Source organism: Ulvibacter sp. 2305UL32-6 (genome assembly GCF_058148545.1).
In genome coordinates this window covers 430,129-447,096 of record NZ_JBYVKA010000002.1, presented here as the reverse complement: position 1 = coordinate 447,096, position 16,968 = coordinate 430,129, and the positions used below count along the sequence as shown (strand labels likewise).

The following is a 16,968-nucleotide window of genomic DNA, read 5'->3' as shown; positions in this document are numbered from 1 at the left end:
TTTTTTTAACTTTTATCGTAAAAGTTAACCGTTTCATCCGATTTATAATTTTATTTTAAGAATATGGGGTATTAATTTCTTCCGTAAAATAGGTTTGTAGATTGCAAATAAAGTAGTATTTTTGCACGCTCTTGGCAGGGTGCCTAGAGTTAATAATAATAATTGAACCGATTTATTTATGAATCATTACGAAACTGTTTTCATCTTAAATCCCGTTTTATCTGAAGAACAGATAAAGGAAACAGTAAAGAAATACGAAGATATTCTTGTTTCTAAAGGTGCTAAGATGATATCAAAAGAGGACTGGGGGCTAAAAAAATTAGCCTACGCAATCCAACACAAGAAAAGTGGATTTTACCACTTATTTGAGTACACCGTAGACGGTGAAGCTATCAATGAAATGGAATTAGCTTTTAGACGTGACGAGCGCGTGATGCGTTATTTAACTGTTGCCTTAGATAAGCATGCAATTGCTTGGGCAGAGAAAAGAAGAAACCGTAACAAACAAACAGCGTAATCCATGGCAACTTTACAACAACAAGCAAAAGGAAAGAAAGACGGAGAGATCAGATATTTAACTCCGTTAAATATCGAGACAAATAAAGCGAAGAAATACTGTCGTTTTAAGAAGTCGGGTATTAAATATATTGATTATAAAGATCCAGACTTTTTATTGAAGTTTGTAAACGAGCAAGGTAAGATCTTACCACGCCGTTTAACAGGTACTTCATTAAAATACCAACGTAAAGTCGCTGTAGCCGTAAAACGTGCACGCCACTTGGCATTAATGCCTTACGTAGCAGATTTATTAAAATAAAAAGCAAAAGGACATGGAACTTATATTAAAAAACGACGTAGAGAACTTAGGTTTTACAGATGACTTGGTTACTGTAAAAAACGGTTATGGAAGAAATTTCTTGATTCCACAAGGTCACGCGATATTGGCAACTCCTTCTGCTAAAAAAGTATTAGCAGAAACGTTAAAGCAACGTGCTTATAAAGAGAAGAAAATTGTTGACGCAGCGCAACAAGAAGCTGATAAACTGAACCAATTACAGGAATTCAAGATCACGGCTAAAACAGGTGAAGGAGACAAATTATTTGGCTCTGTAACTAACTTAGACCTGGCAGCAGCTTTAGAGAAGCAAGGTATTTCTATCGATAAGAAATTTATTTCTATCGCTGGTGGAGCTATTAAGCGTACAGGTTTGTACGAAGCAACCATCCGTTTCCACAGAGATGTTATTTCAACATTCTCATTTGATGTGGTAGCAGAAGCTAAATAATCTTTCTTCGGAAATTAATAGGAAAACCTTTCTCTTTATTGAGGAGGGTTTTTTCTTTTAGAGAAAGACGCAAGACGATTCTAATTGTTCAACTAGAAAGTTTATACCTCAGACTTTAATTCTTTAGTGCCACTGCTAGGAAATCGCTCGTGTCTTCCTTTCGTACCTTTCGCCTCGGAAACAAGACACCTAGTACCCAGCACATAACACCTATTATCTAATACAATGAAATACGCAAGACTCACAAAAGAACAACTTGACGAATTGCATCAAGAATTTATCACCTTTTTAGCTACTCAATCTATAACAGCAAGTGAATGGAATGATATCAAAGATCAAAAGCCTGAAGTTGCAGAAGAAGAAATTGATATATTCAGCGACCTAGTATGGGAAGGTGTGTTAAGTAAAGCTAGATACCTTGAAAATATTTCTTCGCAACAATTATTTTTGTTTAAAGTAGAAGAAGATGTCATAAAACTTATTATGGTTAAAGTGACAGATCTTACTAAAGATATCAATACAGCAACTGGATATCGTTGGTTGCAAGAAAATTTTGCAGGTGATTCGGTCGAATTTTTTACTTCGGAAAAGAAATTTTCAGGAGATAAAAACGCAGATATTTTTTCTTTGATCCAACAAGGAGCTAACATCACTAAAGGAGAACTTTACGAGTTTTTTCATAAGATCCTGAATCCCTAAAAAGAGGAAAGGCAAAATATGGATAAAAAATAGATGTCATATTTTTACCCGAAATTACATGCTTCGCTTTTCGCACTTCAAACATTTAAACACCCAGTACCTAGCCACATAGTTGCTAGTTACCCAATCAACTCTACTCATACCGCAGACTCTCAATAGGGTCTAATTTGGCTGCTTTTGAAGCCGGATAGCTCCCTGCAATAACGCCTACCAAAAAGGTGATTATAGTTGCCCAGATCATTGCGGTCCAGGGTAAGGTAAATTCAAAGTCAAATCCTTTGGCAAAAGCATAGCCAGTAAGAACGCCAAGGATGATACCGAGTACGCTTCCAAACTGTCCAACAACAATTGTTTCAATAAAGAACTGTGTAGAAATTGTTGAATTTTTTGCTCCTAATGCTTTTCGCACACCGATCTCACGGGTTCGTTCAGTCACAGAAACCAGCATGATATTCATCAAGGCAATAGAAGAACCAAGAATGGTAATTATACTAATTATCCAAGCCGAAACTTGCAATATATTACTTATGTCATTGATCTGATTCAATAGATCATCAGAGCGCACAATTCCGAAGTTATTCTCCTCAATGGGATTCAGTCCGCGTATGTTTCTGAAAGTCACAATAGCGTCGTCTTGTGCTTGTTGCATCATATCTTTGTTGTCAACCTTAACGCTCATCGAATAGTTAATATTAGCGTCTGTATAGATTCCTCGGGCCACCTGAATAGGCAGATATACGGTAAGATCCTGATTGTTTCCGAAACTGGAACCTTTCGACTCTAAAACACCAACCACCTTAAATTTAACACCGCGAACACTTATGGTTTGGTCAATCGGGTTATCATCTTTAAAAAGTCCTGAAACAAAATCGGAACCCAACAAACACACCTTATTGTTATTGTCAATGTCAAAAACGGTAAAATTTCGTCCCGTTTCTATCTTTGAACCGGTATTGTCAATAAAATGCTCATTAATTCCATAAACCTGTACTTCGGGATCTGTCTTGTCGCTTTCGTAACGTATTTCGGCAACCGAAGTACCTCTGAAAGAAACCGAGGTCTGCGTTAACGGATAGTCGTATTTAGCAATAAATTCACGAATGTCGTTATAGTCGATTACTGGATTTACCTTTTTACGCTCACGACCATTATTATTGTCGAACGAAAATTCATAGCGTTGAATGTTAAACGTATTTGCACCCATCGATTCAAAATTCCCCGCAATATTGCTTTCAAGCGCTTTTACGGCACTTAAAATGCCAACCAAGGCCCAAATACCGATACCAATAATGATCACGGTTAAAATGGTACGTAGCAACTGACTCTTGATAGCGTCGAGGGCAATTCGGACATTCTCTCTAAATAATGAAAACATAGTTTTGAGTGGCGGTTTATCGTTAGACTCCTTTCCGAAGATAAAGTTACACATATTGTTTTATTTAATATTGCTTTTTTGGGCGTTACCGAGCCTAAGGCTCGGTCGGGCTTTCGCTTCTCGCTACCAGACCGAAGCGGCTGGTGAGCTCAAACATTGCCTGCGCCGAGCGCAGTCTGGGCGCTCAAACCCTAACGCGGCTCTGGCTTCTCAAAACAAAGCATCATTTTGGTTTATAGTTCTTTCAGAAATTAAGATATTTGCAATAGGAGCGAGAAGAATTATTTGTCATTTCGAGTAGCGCGAGAAATCACACTCCAAAAATTCTCATGAAACAAAGAATAAAGATAAAAATGAAAACACTTGGTGTAATATCGAATAAGAATGATGCGAAGTGTTATACTTCACTTTAAACTTTAAACTTTAAACTTTAAACTTTAAACTTTACACCAAACACCCAACGAACAAAAAATGTCTAAAAAACCATCCATACCCAAAGGCACGCGCGACTTTTCTCCACAGGAAGTGACAAAGCGTAATTATATAATGAGCACCATTCGTGAAAGCTTTGCGAACTTTGGTTTTCAGCCTATCGAAACACCAAGCTTCGAAAACAGCGATACTCTCATGGGGAAATATGGAGAAGAGGGCGACCGACTTATTTTTAAGATCTTAAACAGTGGCGATTTTCTTAGAAAAGTAGATGATAATTTATATTCAACAAAAGACAGCCAAAAAATCACACCAAAGATCTCTGAAAAAGCCCTTCGTTATGATCTTACCGTGCCTTTTGCACGTTATGTAGTGCAACACCAAAACGAGATTACTTTTCCGTTTAAACGCTACCAAATGCAACTCGTTTGGCGCGCCGATAGACCCCAAAACGGACGCTTTCGTGAGTTTTGCCAGTGTGATGCCGACGTCGTTGGTAGTACTTCACTTTGGCAAGAAGTAGAATTGGTGCAGTTATACGACACGGTTTTTTCAAAATTAAACCTCAAAGGGACAACCATCAAGATCAATAACAGAAAGATCTTAAGCGGGATCGCAGAAGTAATTGGCGCCGAAGATAAACTTATCGATTTTACCGTAGCACTCGATAAACTCGACAAAATTGGTAAAGAAGGCGTGGTCAAAGAAATGCGCGAAAAAGGAATTAGCGATGACGCCATTGAAAAGTTAGATCCATTATTCGAAGTATCTGGTGATGCTTCAGAAAAATTAGATCTGCTAAAAAGTCTTTTAAGTACTTCCGAAATCGGACTCGCAGGCGTAGATGAATTACAATTTATCGTTGATAATGTGACCGCTTTAGGATTGCAAACCGCAAGCTTAGAAATTGATGTGACTTTGGCACGCGGACTCAACTATTACACGGGAGCGATTTTTGAAGTGAGTGCTCCAGAAGGTGTGGCTATGGGGAGTATTGGTGGCGGCGGACGCTATGATGATCTTACGGGTATCTTCGGAATGAAAGATATGAGTGGAGTTGGTATTTCCTTCGGATTAGACAGAATTTATCTCGTTATCGAAGCACTCGATTTGTTTCCCGAAACGGTTTCAGCAACCACCAAAGTATTGTTTATAAACTTCGGAAAGGCAGAAGCCTTATACGCAATGAAAGCTATTCAGAAGTTACGTCAGGCTGGCATTTCAGCAGAACTGTATCCCGATGAAGCCAAAATGGGCAAACAGATGGGTTATGCAGACAAACGTGACATAAAGTTCACAATTTTGGCAGGTTCCAAAGAAATTTCCGAAGAAAAATTTACGCTAAAAAATATGAAGACTGGGGAGCAGGAAGGTACAGATCTCGCTGGTTTGATAAAGTCGTTGACGTAATTCAACATGTTCATTTTTTCCATTGATGAAAAAACGAACCAAAAAAATCTAGGCTTACGAAACTTTATCTAAATTCATTGTTCATCTCCTAAATTTTAGGAACTCGCCGTTAAAATAATTCCTATGATCTTAATTGGGCTGGCTCAGGCAGCCTAAAATTTTACGGAGACTTCACTTCAAATTTTTCGAAAAAGTTTCGATAGGCCAGAAGAGACTAATTGCTGGTTATGCAGACAAATGTGACATAAAGTTCACAATTTTGGCAGGTTCCAAAGAAATTTCCGAAGAAAAATTTACGCTAAAAAATATGAAGACTGGGGAGCAGGAAGGTACAGATCTCGCTAGTTTAATAAATGCGCTGACATAAACATATCAAAATTGTCTAGTCGAGTGCCGCCTGAGCGATGTATTTTCGTGGGTAGTCAAAATCTAATAAATTAAAACGATAGTTTATATTATATATGTAGCTTCTTGCTATAGTAATTTCAGAAGAGAAAGAGGCTAGCATTGCCATTATGTAGGTGCGAGTTAATACCTAACAAAGCGTTAAAACTCACGCAATTGTCAAATTAATCGCTAGCTTTGTAGTAAATGAAACAATTTATCCACAAATCAATGGCAGTTTTTATGGCAGCCGTAGTTCTTATGACTACGATGTCGTTTTCTGTTGCTATGCATTATTGTGGAGATACCTTAGTAGATTTTTCGTTTGTTCAGCAAGCAGAAACATGCGGAATGGAAAAGGCGCAGGACACTTCGGCTTGTGATAATGATGCGCTCTCCCAAAAGTCATGCTGTACAGATAAGCAATTGATCAAGGAAGGTACCAACGATCTGAAAGTTTCATTTGACAAGCTTACATTTGAGCAGCAAGTCTTTGTTGCTTCATTCACATATGCGTATATCAGTCTTTTTGAGGGAACCGAATCTACGGAAGTTCCTTTTACAGATGACTCACCACCGTTTGTCAAACGGAATGTGCAAGTCCTGCACCAGACATTTTTAATTTGATTTAGTAGCCAGTCCCGAGTGAAATCGGGAAATAAGCCCAGCGGCACGCCGTTTTGGGGAGGTTTTGTTGTTTTTAGTTTTTAAAATACAAGCGAAACTTTATTTGTATAACTGTCTAATAATCAAAAGTATGCTCAATAAAAGCATTAAGTTCTTTATAGAAAATAAACTTGTGGCGGTTCTCTTGCTCGCTTTATTTGTGGGTTGGGGAGTGGTTCATGCACCTTTTAATTGGGAGACTGGTATTTTACCAACAGACCCCGTTGCCGTTGATGCAATTCCAGATATTGGCGAAAACCAACAAATTGTTTTTACCAAATGGCAGGGCCGGTCGCCACAGGATATTGAAGACCAAATTACCTATCCGCTTACCACATCATTGCTAGGAATTCCAGGAGTTAAGACCATCCGTAGTTCTTCCATGTTTGGGTTTTCAAGTATCTATATTATTTTTGAAGAGGATGTCGAATTCTACTGGTCGCGGAGCCGCATACTTGAAAAACTCAATTCTCTTCCAGCAAATCTACTGCCCGATGGTGTTAATCCGGCCTTAGGGCCAGACGCAACAGGCTTAGGGCAAATATTTTGGTACACCCTCGAAGGGAGAGATGCCGACGGAAATGTAACAGGTGGCTGGGATCTACAGGAACTACGAAGTATTCAAGACTACTACGTAAAATATGGATTGTCTTCGGCAAGTGGTGTTTCCGAAGTAGCCTCTATAGGAGGTTATGTTCAGGAATATCAAGTAGACGTTGATCCTGAAAAAATGCGTCAATATAACATTGGTTTAAGCGCAGTTGTAAAAGCAGTCAAGGAAAGCAATCAGGATATTGGTGCGCAAACGCTTGAGATCAATCAAGCCGAATATCTAGTACGCGGTCTAGGCTATGTCAAGTCGGTTGCAGACATCGAAAACGCTGTGATTACTTCCGAAAATTTTACTTCCATTAGAATTAAAGATATTGCCAAAGTACAATTAGGCCCCCAACCCAGACGTGGTATTTTAGACAAAGAAGGCGCAGAAGTAGTTGGAGGTGTCGTTGTGGCTCGTTATAGCGCAAATCCGCTGGAAGTGATCAATAATGTTAAAGATCAAATAGCCGAGATTTCCTCTGGGCTTCCCAGTAAAACATTGGCAGATGGACGTATCTCACAGGTTACCATTGTCCCATTTTACGATCGAACTGAACTTATTCAAGAAACATTACATACGCTTAACGAAGCGCTTACACTTGAAATTCTAATTACCATTTTAGTCATTATTATGATGGTATTTAATCTACGAGCCTCCATTCTAATTTCTGGGTTGTTACCTGTTGCGATTTTAATGGTATTCATTGCGATGAAAATTTTTAATGTCGATGCCAACATTGTAGCGCTTTCGGGCATCGCCATTGCGATTGGAACCATGGTGGATGTAGGAGTTATACTTGCCGAAAATATGATTCGGCATTTGGAAGATAAAAAATTACGCTTTCGCGAAAGCGGCATTGAATACACCACCAATGAAATAATTTATAACGCAACCGCTGAAGTCTCTGGCGCCATTTTGACTGCAGTCTTAACAACGATCATAAGTTTTATACCTGTATTTACAATGATTGGTGCCGAGGGAAAGCTTTTTAGACCCTTAGCATTTACTAAAACCATGGCGCTTACGGCATCGTTGGTGGTCGCACTTTTCTTATTACCACCATTTGCAGCTTTCCTCTTTAGAAAAAGTAATATAAGAGAACGCTCAAAGTATATTCTGAATGGTTTACTGATCATTCTCGGAATCATAGCGATTGTTTATGGTTATTGGTTAGGACTGATATTGATTTCTTTTGGCGTGGTTGCTTTATTTAGAATTCGGGATTTCTTCGCTGTTAAGCGAGCAAATCTCGTTAATATCATCATTTCCACCATTGCAATTGTAATTCTACTTGCCGAATATTGGCGACCGCTTGGTTTTGATCGAAGTGTATTAATAAACCTAATTTTTGTGGCTATAATTTGTTTCGGATTGCTGGGTGTGTTTTCTGTCTTCCGAAGGTATTATGATAGTATTTTACGTTGGGCGCTGCACAACCGACTCTTATTTTTGGCTATTCCAACCACGGTATTGATCTTAGGTGTGGTCATTATGCGCAATACAGGGAAGGAGTTTATGCCAGCGCTTAATGAAGGCTCATTCCTTTTGATGCCTACGTCGCTGCCACATGCCGGAGTTGAAGAGAATAAACGTGTCCTTCAGCAATTGGATATGGCTGTAGCTAGTATTCCTGAGATTGAAACTGTTGTAGGAAAAGCAGGAAGAACAGAATCTGCGCTCGATCCTGCGCCGCTTTCGATGTATGAAAATATAATTCAGTATAAGTCTGAGTATATGCGAAATGCCAATGGCGAGCGACAACGCTATCGGGTAAACGATGATGGTTTATTTATTCTGAAAAATGAAAAATTGTACCACAACCAAAATAGTGATGTCAGATCCAGTGCCGTCGAAAACGCACAGCAAAAGGGTACTATTTCCAATATGTTCCATCCAACAAGCAAAGAGCTGATAGAAGACGATGACGGTGAATATTTCCGAAACTGGCGCCCCGAAATAAATAGCCCAGATGACATTTGGAATGAAATTATAAAGGTAACCAACCTTCCAGGAGTGACGTCTGCACCCAAATTACAACCTATTGAAACGCGTCTTGTAATGCTACAAACCGGAATGCGAGCACCGATGGGGATAAAGGTAAAAGGTCCCGATTTGAAAACTATAGAAGCATTCGGAATTGAATTAGAAGGAATTTTAAAACAGGTTGAAGGTGTAAAAGAGCAAGCCGTTTTTGCAGATCGCATTGTAGGGAAACCGTATTTGCTTATTGACATCAGGCGTGAACAATTAGCACGTTATGGAATTTCTATCATGGATGTGCAAGAAGTGCTGCAAGTTGCCGTGGGCGGGATGCCGCTTACTCAAACAGTTGAAGGCAGAGAGCGCTATGGCGTGAGAGTCCGTTATCCGCGAGAATTGCGTGCTAATCCTGATGACATAAAAGATATTTATGTTCCTGTTGCAAAGGGAAGCCCTGTACCTTTAGGCGAATTGGTTGAGATACGGTACGAGCAAGGTCCTCAGGTCATAAAAAGTGAAGATACTTTTCTTGTGGGTTATGTACTTTTTGACAAACTCGATGGCTTCGCCGAAGTTGATGTTGTTGAAAATGCACAATCACTGATTCAACAAAAAATTGCGAATGGTGATTTAGTGGTTCCGCAAGGAATTAGTTACCGATTTACGGGAACCTATGAGAATCAGTTGCGTGCAGAGAAAACACTTTCAGTGGTGGTCCCATTAGCATTGCTTATTATCTTTTTGATTCTCTATTTCCAGTTTCGTTCGGTTTCTACCTCACTGATGGTATTTACAGGAATAGCGGTAGCCTTTGCTGGAGGATTTATAATGATATGGCTCTATGGCCAAGATTGGTTCTTCAATTTTAATCTGTTTGGTGAAAATATGCGGACGCTTTTCAATATGAAAACAATCAATTTAAGTGTGGCAGTTTGGGTAGGTTTTATTGCTTTGTTTGGTATTGCTACAGATGATGGGGTGGTCATGGCTACCTATCTTACCCAGACCTTTAATAAAGAGAGTCCGAATAATAAAAAAGGCATCCGACTGGCAACAATGGAAGCCGCTGGCAAACGTATTCGTCCGTGTTTAATGACCACGGTAACAACGATACTTGCGCTATTGCCTATTCTTACATCGACCGGAAAAGGAAGCGATATAATGATTCCTATGGCTATTCCAATTTTTGGTGGAATGCTTATCGATATTACTTCCTACTTTCTCGTACCCGTTTTATATAGCTGGAAAAAAGAATACCAACTTAAAAGAGTTAACAAATGAAAAATATAAAAATCATAGTCTGTCTCTTGTTTGTTTCGGCTACAGGAAATGCTCAGCAATTGCAATCATATATTGAAGAAGCAATGTCGAATAATCCTGAAATTCAAGCTTTTGAGCTTCGCCATAACATTGCGGAAGAAAAAGTAAATGAGGCAAATTGGATACCTAATACCGAAATTAGCGCCGGTTATTTTATAAGTGAGCCCGAAACTAGAGTAGGCGCACAGCGCACAAAAATTGGGGTGAAACGGATGTTACCTTGGTTTGGAACTATTTCTGCTCGCGAAAATTATGCTTCCGCTATGGCAGAAACCGAATATGTTGAAGTTACTATAGCAAAAAGGAAATTGGCATTATCGGTTGCCGAAACCTACTACAAACTATATGAAATACGAGCGAAACAAAAGGTCCTCGATGATAATATTCAACTTTTAAAAACCTATGAGCGTCTTGCGCTAACATCGGTAGAAGTGGGTAAAGCATCGGCCGTGGATGTATTGCGCCTGCAAATAAGACAAAACGAATTATCGCAAGAAAAGGAAGTCTTAATGCAACAAGCCATTTCCGTTCAAACAACGTTCAATAATCTACTTAATCGGGAACACGACGAAACAATAGAAACGGCTTTAACTTTAGCGCTCCCTGAAAATAACATAGACCTTGGTCATGAAGCATTATCGCTAAATCCTGAATTGCTTAAATATGATAAGTTGTACGAATCGGTTGCGCAATCTGAATTACTCAATCAGCGAGACGGATTGCCAATGATAGGTTTTGGCATAGATTATCTAACGGTTAGCAAACGAACTGATATGGATCTTTTTGATAATGGAAAAGATATACTGATGCCAATGGTTTCGGTCTCCATACCTATCTTCAACAATAAGTATAAGTCGATCACAAAACAGAACGAATTGCGACAACAGGAGATCAAGATTCAAAAAGAGCAACGACTGAACGTGTTAGAATCTGCTTTTGCAACAGCGATATCGCAACGGAATCAAGCGCGCATCAAATTCAATACACAAGCAAAAAACCTCAAACAGGCCCAAGATGCTGAAGAGATTCTTATTAAGAATTATGAGACGGGAACCATTGATTTTAATGATGTACTCGATATTCAGGAATTACAATTAAAATTTCAAATCAATCAAATAGCATCTGTGCAACAGTATTTTGTGCAACAGTCTATTATTAATTATTTAATTAAGTAAAATGAAACATACCTATTCAATATACGGAATGACCTGTAATGGTTGCCGAAACCACGTTGAACAGACACTTTCTAAAGTGGAAGGTGTGAATAATGTTTCCGTAGATCTAGAAAAAGCAGAAGCGACGATTGAAATGAAAATGCATATTCCGCTAGCGAATTTTCAAAAAGCGCTAGAAGATGATGGCGGAAGCTACGCTATTAATAATCTTGGCGAATATGCTTCTTCGAAAGAAGTTTTAAAAAAACCCAAGGGCAAAGGAACAGGAACGTTTTACTGTCCCATGCATTGCGAAGGCGACAAAACGTATAACAAACCAGGCGATTGTCCGGTCTGCGGAATGGATCTCGTAGAAGAACAAAATATATCGGTTAGCATAGGTGAACAATGGACATGTCCCATGCATCCAGAAATAGTTAAAGATAAAGCTGGTGCTTGCCCGATTTGCGGAATGGACCTAGTTCCTTTGCAGGCAGATCTATCTTCCGAAGAAAAAACATATAAAAAGCTCTTGAGTAAATTCTGGCTTGCGCTTGCATTTACATTGCCCATATTCTTGATTGCGATGAGCGAAATGATTCCGAATAATCCGTTATATGACCTAATGGAACAAAAATGGTGGAACTGGATTCAATTCGGTCTGTCACTTCCCGTGGTATTTTATGCCACGTGGATGTTCTTTGAGCGGGCTTATCGAAGCATCAAGACATGGAATCTTAATATGTTTACGCTCATTGGTATTGGAGCCGGTGTTGCCTGGGTATTTAGTGTGTTTGGAATGTTGTTTCCCGACTTCTTCCCTGCGCAATTCAAAACAGCATCTGGAGCCGTACACGTTTATTTTGAGGCGGCTACCGTAATACTCACACTCGTGCTTATGGGACAGGTTTTGGAGGCACGTGCCCATAGTAAGACCAATTCCGCCGTAAAGGAATTATTGAAACTCGCACCCAACAAAGCAATTCGTGTCAAAGAAGGAAATGAAGAAGAGGTTTCCATAGATCAGATTGAGAAAGGCGATATTTTACGTGTTAAGCCTGGGGATAAAATTCCAGTAGACGGCAAAATAACAGAAGGCGAAACGACCGTTGATGAATCGATGATTTCAGGAGAACCTATTCCTGTCAATAAAGCTGAAAATGATCAAGTAAGCAGTGGAACGATCAACGGCAATCAATCTTTTTTAATGAAGGCCGAAAAAGTAGGTAGCGACACCTTGCTTTCTCAAATTATACACATGGTAAACGATGCCAGTCGCAGTCGGGCGCCAATTCAGAAACTAGCCGACACTGTTTCGGGATATTTCGTGCCGGTTGTTGTAATCGTTTCCTTGATCACTTTTGGGGTTTGGGCTATTTGGGGTCCAGATCCGGCCTACGTATTTGCATTGGTTAATGCCATAGCCGTACTCATAATTGCTTGTCCGTGTGCTTTAGGGCTTGCAACACCTATGTCGATCATGGTTGGCGTCGGCAAAGGTGCGCAGAGCGGCGTGCTAATAAAAAATGCCGAAGCTTTAGAAAAAATGGACAAGGTAGATACACTTATTGTGGATAAAACGGGAACCATTACCGAAGGAAAACCTACCGTAGAAAAAATTGGAGTTTTTGGTAAGGCGTTTAGTGAAAATGAAATTTTACATTTTATCGCCTCTTTAAATAGCGCTAGCGAACATCCGCTTGCCGAAGCAACAGTAAAATATGCTAAGGAACGGAAAACTAAACTTTCAAAAACTGAAAAATTTAGCGCCGTAACAGGAAAAGGGGTGGAAGGGACGGTTGACAGCAAAAATCTTGATTTGGGTAATACAAAGATGATGGAGTACGCCAAGGCTACGATATCTTCGGAAATGGAAACAGAAGTGCGATCTTTTCAGAAACAAGGTAAAACTGTTTCTTATTTGGCAGTAGCCGGGGTCATTGCGGGCTATGTTGTCATTGGCGATAAGATTAAAAAAACGAGCGCCAAGGCAATCAAAGAACTACAAAATAAAGGTATTGACGTTATTATGCTTACGGGCGATAATTATGATACCGCTCAAGCTGTAGCAGGTGAGCTTAACTTAACCGATTTCAAAGCTGGCATGTTGCCAGAAGACAAGCTTCAGGTGGTCACAAAATTACAAGCAGAAGGGAAAGTAGTGGCAATGGCTGGCGACGGGATCAATGATGCTCCGGCACTTGCTAAAAGTGATGTGGGTATTGCTATGGGAACAGGAACCGATGTCGCAATAGAAAGTGCCATGATCACTTTGGTCAAAGGAGATCTTCATGGAATTGTAAAAGCCCGAAATCTGAGTCATGCTGTTATGCGAAACATCAAGCAAAATCTATTTTTTGCACTGATTTATAATACCCTAGGCATTCCCATTGCCGCAGGGCTGCTATTTCCGTTTTTCGGAATATTATTATCTCCTATGATCGCAGCGCTCGCCATGAGTTTTAGCTCGGTCTCGGTCATTGCAAATGCCTTGCGATTACGATCAAAATCAATTCAATAACCATTAAAATTAAGCAAAATGGAACAAAAGGATACAATGAATAAAAATCAATACACAAAATTTGTAGGCATGCTCGCAGCATCCTTTATAGCAATGTATGTCACTATGTATCTCAATACGTACGCGATTGACCATGTGTATTTTAGCCTAACTCGATTTTATATGAGTTGCATGGGTATTGCTACCATGGCGATCATAATGTTTGTTGCGATGCGCGCTATGTACAAAAATAGAAAGAAGAATATAGCCATTGTAATAGTAAGTAGTCTGCTCTTTTTTGGAGCCCTCGGATTGGTTCGTGCTCAAGCCCCAATTGTTGGCGATGTGTTATGGTTAAAGGCCATGATTCCTCATCATTCAATAGCAATTTTGACCAGCGAACGCGCTGATATCCAAGATCCAGAAGTGAAAAAATTGGCCAATGATATCATTAAGGCGCAACGAAAAGAAATTGAAGAAATGAAGGCGATGATCAAACGATTGGAAACTAAGGACTAAAAGATTTTGGGCGCTCGAGCGGGCTATTTGTTACAATCTTTTTGCTCGTGCCTCACAAAAAGGATTTTCACTCCTATCCCTAGCGCAGTGTAGTGATACCATTAAAAACAGAAATTATGAATAAAAATATTTTATATATAGGAGTTGCAGTAGTAGTTGGTCTTTTGCTGGGATGGCTTTTGTTTGGAAATAATACGTCTAAACCCATCTCAAACAAGGAACAAATAGATGTCCATGATCATTCGGGAGAAAACTCCGAACAGCTATGGACCTGCTCTATGCATCCTCAAATTAGACAATCTGAGCCGGGCGACTGTCCTATTTGTGGGATGCAGCTCATTCCTCTTAAAGCTAACACTGAAGATCTTGCTGTCAATGAGATACAGCTTACTAAAAATGCAATGGCACTGGCTAATATTCAAACCACAGTTGTAGGAAGTGGTGCAGCAGCCAACGACGATGGAATGATCTCGCTTTCAGGAAAGATTGCGACCAACGAAGAAAACAACTCGGTACAAGCAAGCTATTTTGATGGCCGTATTGAACGCCTGAATGTAAATTTTGAAGGTCAAAAAGTGAATCGCGGTCAGTTATTAGCAACCATATATGCACCTAGTTTGGTCGCGGCACAGCAAGAACTTATTACCACAGCTTCTTTAAAAGAATCACAGCCTGCATTGTATAAAGCGGTCCGTAATAAATTAAAGAATTGGAAACTTTCAGATAATCAGATTGACGCCATAGAAGCTTCAGGGAAGGTTCGAGATAATTTTTCGATCTACGCAACTGTATCAGGAACTGTTTCCGAAGTAATGGCACGAGAAGGCGATTATGTAAAGCAAGGGCAGCCAATACTTAAAGTAAGTAACTTGAACTCTGTTTGGGCAGAATTTGATGCCTATGAGAGTCAAATTTCAGAGTTAAAAGAAGGACAAAAAATTAAAATTACAACCAATGCTTATCCGAATAAAGAGTTTGACGCTTTAGTGTCTTTTATAGATCCTATACTCAATAATGCAACACGTACGGTTACTGTACGAGCAACGCTTAAAAACACGGATGATCTCTTTAAACCTGGCATGTTTGTAACGGGTAAACTTAAAGGAGTTGTGGTGAATATTTCAGAAACACTTCTCGTTCCTGCAACCGCTGTGATGTGGACCGGGGAACGCTCATTGGTTTATGTAAAAACCAAGCCTAGTGAAGCGGTATTTGAAATGCGAGAAGTAACCATAGGTAATCGAAGAGGAGAAAATTATGAAATTATAGACGGCCTAAAAATAGGAGAGGAGATTGTAACCCATGGTACGTTTACCGTAGATGCGGCAGCTCAATTACAAGGAAAGAAATCAATGATGTATAAAGGAAATAATGAGGATGTAGTTTCGATGCCAATAACCGCAATGAAAATTACATTTCCGAAAAGCTTTCATATGCCTTTTAAAGAAGTGCTCAATGCGTATTTAGAGATGAAAGATGCTTTTATAGCAAGTAATGCAGGGCAAGTTTCAACATTCGCAAAAGTCGCGTCGAAGTCTTTTAAGTTGGTTAATATTAAAGATCTCGGAAAAATGGAACAAGCACATGTCGCGAAAAGTATTGAGATGCTCGATGTTATTGCTGAAAGTGATGATCTTGAGAATCAGCGTGAACATTTTGTGATTTTAAATGAAAATATGGTTGTTATAGCGATGAATGTTGAAATTGTCAAGCCTGTAATGTATGTTCAGAAATGCCCAATGGCGAATAATAATAAAGGTGCTTTTTGGTTAAGCACTGAAAAAGATATTCGCAATCCGTATTACGGGGAGCAAATGTTAACGTGTGGAAGTGTGATCGATTCGATCGAATAAAAATCGTTAATCAGTTATTTCAATGGTTTCGTAGGTATGTACAATAGTATGCCTTAATTCATCACCAACAAAACTATTTGAACGGGTAGGATATCCTTGCTCATTTGTTTCGTAGGTAAACGTAGATTCTACTGAAACAGGGTTGTTGACGGGATTTGTTGTAATAATTTGGGAGGAAGTGAGATTCGGACTGATGCCAACAGCTTTAGTATATGGTTGAGAGTGGACTAGATGTTGAGGGTTTTTAATATTGTTGTATTCCATCTCGAAATTACGTATTTCACATTCATTTTCAATGGTAATGATATTATTGTTGGATGAGTAGTCATATTCATGCGTACAGGATAAACTATTTTCAAAATATTTTCTTACTTGAATCATTTGATTAGAAGTATTATAGATATATTCCTCAGTGAATATATCAGTCTCGGACTGATATAGCCTACTTGAAATAAGATTATTTTCATATTCGAAGGTCACAAATTGTGCAATGTTTGATTCAATAGAAATAACTCTATCTCCATCATATCCATACGTATTGATATAGGTCGTATCAGGAGTCTGATTGGTAAATTGATGTAAAGTGCCATTTTCATTATAGGAGTAAAGGAACGTATATTGCTCCTCATCACCATTTGGCCTGAATACGGATACAGCTTCTTTCACCAATTTTAAAGCAGTTTGTGGTGTATTATCATCTTCGGTTGTTTCGCTGTCCTTAGAGCAGGCTGAAAACAGCAATACGATCATAAATGATGATAAAAGGTATTTCATAACGGATATTTTTAAATT

The 16,968-nt window shown here is 39.2% G+C and carries 14 protein-coding genes; 12 read left to right on the top strand and 2 right to left on the bottom strand.

Translation table 11 applies throughout. From position 1 onward, the window contains the following. The first annotated feature begins 178 nt into the window (after window positions 1-178). From rpsF to ACY2RU_RS07845, 4 genes are all read left to right on the top strand, one after another. Window positions 179-517 carry a 30S ribosomal protein S6 gene (gene rpsF / locus ACY2RU_RS07860; protein WP_490137887.1) on the top strand — a complete coding sequence of 113 codons (339 nt, stop codon included), beginning with the start codon at window positions 179-181 and terminating at the stop codon, window positions 515-517. A 3-nt stretch (window positions 518-520) separates the two neighbouring features. After that, window positions 521-817 carry a 30S ribosomal protein S18 gene (gene rpsR / locus ACY2RU_RS07855; protein WP_490137886.1) on the top strand — a complete coding sequence of 99 codons (297 nt, stop codon included), beginning with the start codon at window positions 521-523 and terminating at the stop codon, window positions 815-817. A gap of 13 nt (window positions 818-830) precedes the next feature. Beyond that, entirely contained in the window at window positions 831-1,286 is a 456-nt protein-coding gene (gene rplI, locus ACY2RU_RS07850; protein ID WP_490137885.1) for a 50S ribosomal protein L9, read from the top strand. 225 nt (window positions 1,287-1,511) lie between these two features. Beyond that, entirely contained in the window at window positions 1,512-1,985 is a 474-nt protein-coding gene (locus ACY2RU_RS07845) for a DUF6495 family protein (RefSeq protein WP_490137884.1), read from the top strand. Between the two features lie 133 nt (window positions 1,986-2,118). Here ACY2RU_RS07845 and ACY2RU_RS07840 read toward each other — a convergent pair whose 3' ends face one another. After that, window positions 2,119-3,360 carry an ABC transporter permease gene (locus tag ACY2RU_RS07840; RefSeq protein ID WP_490138279.1) on the bottom strand — a complete coding sequence of 414 codons (1,242 nt, stop codon included), beginning with the start codon at window positions 3,358-3,360 and terminating at the stop codon, window positions 2,119-2,121. Between the two features lie 471 nt (window positions 3,361-3,831). Between ACY2RU_RS07840 and hisS the strand changes: the two genes are divergently transcribed. The 8 genes from hisS to ACY2RU_RS07800 all read left to right on the top strand — a co-directional run bounded on the left by hisS (window position 3,832) and on the right by ACY2RU_RS07800 (window position 16,176). Continuing rightward, on the top strand, window positions 3,832-5,202 hold the full coding sequence (hisS, locus tag ACY2RU_RS07835; RefSeq protein WP_490137883.1) for a histidine--tRNA ligase: 1,371 nt from the start codon (window positions 3,832-3,834) through the stop codon (window positions 5,200-5,202). Window positions 5,203-5,335: 133 nt separating this feature from the next. Beyond that, complete coding sequence (locus ACY2RU_RS07830) at window positions 5,336-5,569, top strand: His/Gly/Thr/Pro-type tRNA ligase C-terminal domain-containing protein (RefSeq protein ID WP_490137882.1); 234 nt, start codon at window positions 5,336-5,338, stop codon at window positions 5,567-5,569. 224 nt (window positions 5,570-5,793) lie between these two features. After that, window positions 5,794-6,213 carry an HYC_CC_PP family protein gene (locus tag ACY2RU_RS07825; RefSeq protein ID WP_490137881.1) on the top strand — a complete coding sequence of 140 codons (420 nt, stop codon included), beginning with the start codon at window positions 5,794-5,796 and terminating at the stop codon, window positions 6,211-6,213. 130 nt (window positions 6,214-6,343) lie between these two features. Beyond that, entirely contained in the window at window positions 6,344-10,111 is a 3,768-nt protein-coding gene (locus tag ACY2RU_RS07820) for an efflux RND transporter permease subunit (protein WP_490137880.1), read from the top strand. After that, complete coding sequence (locus tag ACY2RU_RS07815) at window positions 10,108-11,325, top strand: TolC family protein (protein ID WP_490137879.1); 1,218 nt, start codon at window positions 10,108-10,110, stop codon at window positions 11,323-11,325. Before ACY2RU_RS07820 ends, ACY2RU_RS07815 begins: the two co-directional genes overlap by 4 nt. A gap of 1 nt (window position 11,326) precedes the next feature. Continuing rightward, the gene (locus tag ACY2RU_RS07810) at window positions 11,327-13,825 is read left to right on the top strand and encodes a heavy metal translocating P-type ATPase (protein ID WP_490137878.1); all 2,499 of its coding nucleotides are present in this window, start codon (window positions 11,327-11,329) and stop codon (window positions 13,823-13,825) included. A gap of 18 nt (window positions 13,826-13,843) precedes the next feature. After that, window positions 13,844-14,323, top strand: coding sequence for a DUF305 domain-containing protein (locus ACY2RU_RS07805; RefSeq protein WP_490137877.1), 480 nt, complete (start codon window positions 13,844-13,846; stop codon window positions 14,321-14,323). Window positions 14,324-14,439: 116 nt separating this feature from the next. Beyond that, a complete protein-coding gene (locus tag ACY2RU_RS07800; RefSeq protein ID WP_490137876.1) occupies window positions 14,440-16,176 on the top strand; it encodes an efflux RND transporter periplasmic adaptor subunit in 1,737 nt (578 codons plus the stop codon). A 6-nt stretch (window positions 16,177-16,182) separates the two neighbouring features. On the opposite strand, the gene ACY2RU_RS07795 is transcribed toward ACY2RU_RS07800, so the two are convergent. Next, a complete protein-coding gene (locus ACY2RU_RS07795) occupies window positions 16,183-16,950 on the bottom strand; it encodes a hypothetical protein (protein WP_490137875.1) in 768 nt (255 codons plus the stop codon). Window positions 16,951-16,968: the final 18 nt, after the last annotated feature.

Coding starts and splice junctions, on each gene's coding strand:
- rpsF (WP_490137887.1), top strand. CDS start 179: ATGAATCATTACGAAACTGTTTTCATCTTAAATCCCGTTTTATCTGAA.
- rpsR (WP_490137886.1), top strand. CDS start 521: ATGGCAACTTTACAACAACAAGCAAAAGGAAAGAAAGACGGAGAGATC.
- rplI (WP_490137885.1), top strand. CDS start 831: ATGGAACTTATATTAAAAAACGACGTAGAGAACTTAGGTTTTACAGAT.
- ACY2RU_RS07845 (WP_490137884.1), top strand. CDS start 1,512: ATGAAATACGCAAGACTCACAAAAGAACAACTTGACGAATTGCATCAA.
- ACY2RU_RS07840 (WP_490138279.1), bottom strand. CDS start 3,360: ATGTTTTCATTATTTAGAGAGAATGTCCGAATTGCCCTCGACGCTATC.
- hisS (WP_490137883.1), top strand. CDS start 3,832: ATGTCTAAAAAACCATCCATACCCAAAGGCACGCGCGACTTTTCTCCA.
- ACY2RU_RS07825 (WP_490137881.1), top strand. CDS start 5,794: ATGAAACAATTTATCCACAAATCAATGGCAGTTTTTATGGCAGCCGTA.
- ACY2RU_RS07820 (WP_490137880.1), top strand. CDS start 6,344: ATGCTCAATAAAAGCATTAAGTTCTTTATAGAAAATAAACTTGTGGCG.
- ACY2RU_RS07815 (WP_490137879.1), top strand. CDS start 10,108: ATGAAAAATATAAAAATCATAGTCTGTCTCTTGTTTGTTTCGGCTACA.
- ACY2RU_RS07810 (WP_490137878.1), top strand. CDS start 11,327: ATGAAACATACCTATTCAATATACGGAATGACCTGTAATGGTTGCCGA.
- ACY2RU_RS07805 (WP_490137877.1), top strand. CDS start 13,844: ATGGAACAAAAGGATACAATGAATAAAAATCAATACACAAAATTTGTA.
- ACY2RU_RS07800 (WP_490137876.1), top strand. CDS start 14,440: ATGAATAAAAATATTTTATATATAGGAGTTGCAGTAGTAGTTGGTCTT.
- ACY2RU_RS07795 (WP_490137875.1), bottom strand. CDS start 16,950: ATGAAATACCTTTTATCATCATTTATGATCGTATTGCTGTTTTCAGCC.